The organism is Halovivax sp. (genome assembly GCA_007119345.1).
GTDB lineage: Archaea > Halobacteriota > Halobacteria > Halobacteriales > Natrialbaceae > Halovivax.
In genome coordinates, this window is record SKPV01000283.1 from 1 (window position 1) to 5,568 (window position 5,568).

The following is a 5,568-nucleotide window of genomic DNA, read 5'->3' on the forward strand; positions in this document are numbered from 1 at the left end:
ACTCCTCGAGTCGGACATCCGTGCCGGTCATTGGTCGGCCACCCGATCGCGCATCGGAATCGCGACGTCCGAGTCCGCAGCGGTCTCGATCGCCTCCGCGTAGCCCGCGTCGGCGTGGCGGACGACGCCCATACCTGGGTCGGTGGTGAAGACGCGGCGTGCGGTCGCTGCTGCCTGGTCGGTGCCGTCGAGGACGACGTGATTGTTTGTGTGAATCGAGTTGCCGATGCCGACGCCGCCGCCGTCGTGGACACTCACGATGTCCGCGCCCGCCGCGCAGTTGAGCAGCGCGTTCAGGATCGGCCAGTCGGCGACCGCATCGGTGCCGTCTTTCATCGCTTCCGTCTCCCGATTCGGCGAGGCGACCGAGCCGGCGTCGAGGTGGTCCCGCGTGACGACGATCGGCGCGGCGAGCTCGCCCTCGCGCACGAGTTCGTTGATCCGCAGGGCGAATCGGGCGCGTTCGGTGAGACCGTCCTCGTCCACTCCGGCGGTTCCACCGTCCTCTCGCGGGCCCTGCCCGCTCGAGTGGTCCGCGGAACTCCGTTCCGCGCTCCCTTCGTCTCGAGGCGCCTCCGGCGCCTCGCCTGTCTGGAAACCGAGCCAGCACACCCGCGACGGGAGTCCCTGAAACGAGACCTGCTCCTGGGCCAGCTCGATCCAGCGAACCAGTCGTTCTTTCTCCGGGAACAGCTCGAGGACGGCCTCGTCGGTGCGGTGGATGTCCGCCTCCTCGCCGGAGAGGGCGATCCAGCGGAACGGCCCGCGGCCGCGACAGAACTGCGGGCGGATGTAGGCCGGGACGAAGCCCGGGAAGTCGAAGGGATCGCGACTGTCGGGGCCGTCCGTCCCGTCTCCAGCGTCGGGGCCCTCCGCTTCATCCTCGGCGTCGGGGCCCTTCGCCCCATCCCTGGCATCGGCACGCTCGGCGCGCCACTCGGCGACCTGACCGCGGATGTTGTTGCCGTACTCAAAGGCGACGGCACCGCGCTCCTGGAGGGCCAGGATGGCGTCGACGTGGCGAGCCATCGTCTCGAGCGCCGCTTCGCGGTAGCGATCCGGATCCTCCTCGCGAAGGGCGTCGGCTTCCTCGAGCGTGTAGCCGCTGGGGTAGTAGCCCTCGAGGGCGTCGTGGGCGCTGGTCTGGTCGGTGACGACGTCCGGGACCGCGTCGCGCTCGAGCAGTCCCTCGAGCAGGTCGGCGCCGTTGACGTGGACGCCGACGCTGTAGGGCTCGCCCGCTTCGGCGGCGTCTTGGGCGCGTTCGAGCGCCTCGTCGACCTCGTCGGTTTTCTCCATGCAGTAGCCGGTCTCGATCCGGCGATCGATGCGGGATTCGTCGACCTCCGCGGCGATACAGACGCCACCGTTCATCGTGACCGCGAGCGGCTGGGCGCCGCCCATCCCGCCGAGACCCGCGGTGGCAACGATCTTCCCCCCGAGGTCACCGTCGTACTCCTGGCGGGCGAGTTCGGCGAGCGTCTCGTAAGTGCCCTGGACGATGCCCTGGGTGCCGATGTACGCCCACGAGCCCGCCGTCATCTGTCCGTACATGATCTTGCCCTCGGCCTCGAGTTCGTGGAAGTGCTCCCAGGTGTCCCACCGGCCGACGAGGTTGGAGTTCGCGATCAAGACGCGCGGCGCACGCTCGTGCGTCTCGAACCGTCCCACGGGTTTGCCGCTCTGGACGAGCAACGTCTCGGCGTCGCCCAGTTCGCGCAACTCGGCGACGATCGCCTCGTAGGCGTCCCAGCTGCGAGCTGCCTTCCCCGTGCCGCCGTAGACGACCAGCTCCTCGGGCTTTTCGGCCACCTCGGGATCGAGATTGTTGTTGAGCATGCGGAGGGCGGCCTCCTGGCGCCAGCCCTGGCACTCGAGATCGGTGCCGGTGTGAGCGCCCCGATAGGCCTCCCAGACCGGACTGGGCTCGTCCCGTTCGGTGACAATATCTGCCGGATCCATGCGTTCGCCTTACCCGACCGGATACAAAAGCGTTGATAGCGACCTCCTCACTGCTGGTTGCGACTCCACTCGTCGCGACGCCAGTGAGTCTTGCCGGGAACCGGGTGGTGTTCCGAATCCGAGAACGGAGGGACGACTCCGCCCTGGATGTCGACGGCGAGAGCGACGGCCAGATCCCGGTTCTCGCCACCGCCGCGCGTAGCGACCCGTTATCACGTCCTAATCGATGCTTATCCAGGGATTCGAACTCCATTACTACGTGGTATCCCCTCATCGACTGGCGGCATGGTTCTCGACAGACGTGCTGCTGAACGACGACGGTTCGCCCGCTTGCTCGGCCTCACTGACGACGGTCGCGGGCTTCCGGTCGGTCTCGCGACCGACCAGGTGGACGACGCCGACGGCGCCGGACCGCACTGACCCCTCACGGTGCTCGACGGCCGATTTGATGGCGTCGAAAGCCATTTGATGGTATACGGGCGCGAAGCGCTGAACGGGGGAGAGTCGGCTGGTGGATCGTCACCGCAGAGAGAACCGAGCACTCTCCGTCTCGACGTCCGCGTGATTCACCGAGGGAGCGTCAGTCGCGGCCGGAGAAAATCTGTCAGGGTGCGGTTTACCTGTCGTGGGCGGACCGGCCTCAGCCAGCGAGCGATCGGTGGGTCCGACCTCGTCGCCGACCGGGAGACGTCGTCGTCTCCGCTCGCCGGCCGCCGAATTCGTGGCCGAACCCTTTAGTCGGTGCCCGAAATACCAGTGGCAAATGCGCGAGGCGCTCGTCATCTACGTAAAGGGATTCGCGATGGGGACGGCCGACGTCGTCCCCGGGGTGTCGGGTGCGACGATCGCGCTCATCGTTGGCATCTACGACCGGCTGATCCGGGCGATCACCGCGATCGACCCCCGAGCGTTGCGACCGGCGCTCCGGCCCCATCGTGCCGACGAGCGGGAGGCGGTTCGCGACGCGCTCACGAGGATGGACGTCCCGTTTCTGGTGGCGCTCGGGCTGGGGGTCGTTTCGGCGATCGTCGTCCTCTCGAACGCGATGTACGTTGCGACGACCGAGTATCCGGTGGCAACCTACGCGTTCTTCTTCGGGCTGATCGCGGCGAGTGCGATCGTCCTCTACCGGGACGTCGACGTCCGAACACCCCGGCGGATCGCCGTCGCGGTCTGCGGTATCGCGCTCGCGGCGCTCGTGACCGGCGTCACCGCCAGCGGCGCGAGCCACGGGCCGCTGATCGTCTTCGCCGCCGGGGCGGTCGCCATCTGTGCGATGGTGCTTCCCGGCGTGTCCGGGGCGTTTCTCCTGCTCGTGCTCGGGCAGTACGAGTACATGACGGGCGTGCTCAGCGAGTTTACCGGGGCGATCGTCGCACTGCTCAACGGCGACTCTATCCAGAGCGTCGTCGAGCCGGGAACCGTCGTCCTGGTGTTCGGGGCCGGCGCGGCAGTCGGCCTCTTCTCGATGGCCCACGCCGTCCGCTACGCACTCGATCGCTACCGGGCGGCGACGATGACGTTTCTGGTGAGCCTGATGGTCGGGGCGCTTCGTCTCCCGGTAGAGCGGGTCGCGGAGAACCTCGGGGAGACTGGCGCGGCCTCGATCGAGGTGGCGTTCGTCGCCGGCGTGGCCGGCGCGGCGGTCGTACTAGCGTTGGACCTCTCCACTGAGGATTTGCTCGACGCGGGGGAATCGCCCTGACTCGTCACCGTCGTCTCGAGGGACGGAGGCGCTGCCGGCCCGTCAGACGGCGGTTACGGCCGTCCGAGCCGCCAATTGGCGCGTACAGAATTTTACACATCTATACCACATAGGATTAATTTTTGATATATCTAACCTTATAAGATAGAACTATTACCAATGGTTACCATTTTCAGACTGTGATGTCCACGAAAGAGACGCTGAAGGACACCGTCGCAGAGCACCCACGAATGATCGGCTTCCTCTTCGCCGTGATGATGCTACTGAGTCAAGCCGGTTCGGTCGCCGCTTCCTCGGCCGATGTCGGCTACGGTCCGTGAGCAGGCGTCCAGTTATCACGCGGAGCTTCCCAGTAACGTGGCGAGACGTGGCGCCGACTCCGGTCTTCCATCGGTTCCCACGGTCGGTCAATCCCGCCTCGTCGCGGTCAAAGAGATCGACGCTCATAGGTGACCGAGGAACTGCGGCGGACCGACCTCCGAGTTCCCGTACAACTTCCCATCCAGGAGAACGGGTGTCTTCGTCCACGTGAAGTAGTCCCGGAGGTCGTCGTCGGAGACCGTCATCCGGACGTCGTGCATCGGGAGCAAGTACATCCCCTCGAACGCCGGGAGGTTCGGCGACGTCACCGATCCGGTCTGGAACCCTTTGGCCGGATAGACCCGGAAGCTGACGTCGTGAGTCGCGTCGCCGCCGGAGTCGACCGAAACGATCGCGGGCGCGCCGCCGTTCGTCTGCGCGATGTCGGTCGATCCGTCGCCGACGATGAGATACTGCTCGCCCAGGTCCGTCCACTCGCTGACCACCTCGAGGGCGCCCCGGAGCGGGAAGCCGAGGTTGAGCAATCGGGCGAGCGCACCGCCGGACTCGACCGCCCCCTCGTTGACGATGTCGCCGAGCGTCGCGACGCCGCCGAACGCGCCCCGGCGGGCCAGGGCGAGTCCCTGCTCGTACGAGTGACAGGCGTTCAGGAAGAACACGCCGAGGTCGACCGACTTGAGCGTGCGAACGTCCAGGCGACCGTCGGTACAGCGGAGTCCGTCGCTCGTCGCGTGGCCGATGTAGTGAAGGAAGTCGTAACCGCCCTCGGTCAACAGCCGCGCGAGTTCGTCCGTGGAGACGCCGAATCCGGAGGTGACGTCGAACGGGAGCACTTCCCGCGAGCCGTAGGTCTCGTCAAGGACGTCGTGTTCGTCGAGCATTCGAGCGTCGTTACAGACGACGAGGATCTCGATCGACTCGTTGCGCGACTCCCGTTCGAGCTGATTCTGGTAGCCTTCGACGGTCGCCTTCGACGCTCCCAGCGGCACGCGGTCGCCGAACCATGCGTGTTCGATCGATTCGTCGGTCACAGCCGGCTCGACGACCGTGGCGCCGTCGGTCGGCGGCGCCCGCCGGCCTCGAACCGGACCTGCCGAGCGCGTAAACGCCCCCAATCCGGCGGCGTCGACGGTCGCTGGCTGCTCCGTGCCGCCGAACTCCGAGAGCGAGCCGACCGTCGTCCCGCGCGGTTCACGAACGATGCCAAGCTCGTTCACGACGAACGGGAGCAGTTCGACGCCGTTGGGCGTCGACGGCACGTGGGCCGTCAGCGGCCACCGCGGTAGGTGGGGCTCTAGCGTCTCGAACGGCACCTCGAAGTAGCGGTCAAGCTGGTGGGCCAGCGGCGCGTCGTACAGCTCCGCGAGCGACCACGGGAGCGCCGGCTCCAGTTCGTCGCGTTCGTGGAGGTCGTACTGGTAGACGCCCTCGGTCCTGACGACGCAATCGAGCAGGAAGACGCGTTTGAGAGCGCGAGCGACGTCGTCTTCGAGGCGGCGATCCTCGCCGAGGGGATACCGGGCGTCCGCGGTGCAGATGGCCACCTCCTCGGCCGGCCTGAGCTCGGCGCCGAGATAGTA

Annotated in this window: 5 protein-coding genes; 3 read left to right on the plus strand and 2 right to left on the minus strand. The window is 67.0% G+C overall.

Going from position 1 to position 5,568, the window contains the following annotated elements; all coding sequences use genetic code 11:
- Positions 1 to 27: 27 nt before the first annotated feature.
- Positions 28 to 1,962: a urocanate hydratase gene (gene hutU, locus QZT59_RS18705; protein ID WP_290819412.1), complete on the minus strand. Its 1,935-nt coding sequence runs from the start codon at positions 1,960 to 1,962 to the stop codon at positions 28 to 30.
- Positions 1,963 to 2,247: 285 nt separating this feature from the next.
- Between hutU and QZT59_RS18710 the strand changes: the two genes are divergently transcribed.
- The 3 genes from QZT59_RS18710 (at position 2,248) to QZT59_RS18720 (ending at position 3,987) form a co-directional block, all read left to right on the plus strand.
- Positions 2,248 to 2,382 (plus strand): hypothetical protein, encoded by a 135-nt coding sequence (locus tag QZT59_RS18710; protein WP_290819414.1) that lies wholly within the window; start codon positions 2,248 to 2,250, stop codon positions 2,380 to 2,382.
- 343 nt (positions 2,383 to 2,725) lie between these two features.
- On the plus strand, positions 2,726 to 3,667 hold the full coding sequence (locus tag QZT59_RS18715) for a DUF368 domain-containing protein (protein WP_290819416.1): 942 nt from the start codon (positions 2,726 to 2,728) through the stop codon (positions 3,665 to 3,667).
- A gap of 182 nt (positions 3,668 to 3,849) precedes the next feature.
- Positions 3,850 to 3,987, plus strand: a complete 138-nt coding sequence (locus QZT59_RS18720; RefSeq protein ID WP_290819418.1) for a hypothetical protein — start codon at positions 3,850 to 3,852, stop codon at positions 3,985 to 3,987.
- A 123-nt stretch (positions 3,988 to 4,110) separates the two neighbouring features.
- Here the strand turns inward: QZT59_RS18720 and QZT59_RS18725 are convergent.
- On the minus strand, positions 4,111 to 5,568 hold a 1,458-nt coding region (locus QZT59_RS18725), incomplete at its 5' end, for a hypothetical protein (protein WP_290819420.1).

Excerpts from the sequence above, each read along its gene's own strand:
- hutU (WP_290819412.1), bottom strand. The coding sequence starts at position 1,962 with ATGGATCCGGCAGATATTGTCACCGAACGGGACGAGCCCAGTCCGGTC.
- QZT59_RS18710 (WP_290819414.1), top strand. The coding sequence starts at position 2,248 with ATGGTTCTCGACAGACGTGCTGCTGAACGACGACGGTTCGCCCGCTTG.
- QZT59_RS18715 (WP_290819416.1), top strand. The coding sequence starts at position 2,726 with ATGCGCGAGGCGCTCGTCATCTACGTAAAGGGATTCGCGATGGGGACG.
- QZT59_RS18720 (WP_290819418.1), top strand. The coding sequence starts at position 3,850 with ATGTCCACGAAAGAGACGCTGAAGGACACCGTCGCAGAGCACCCACGA.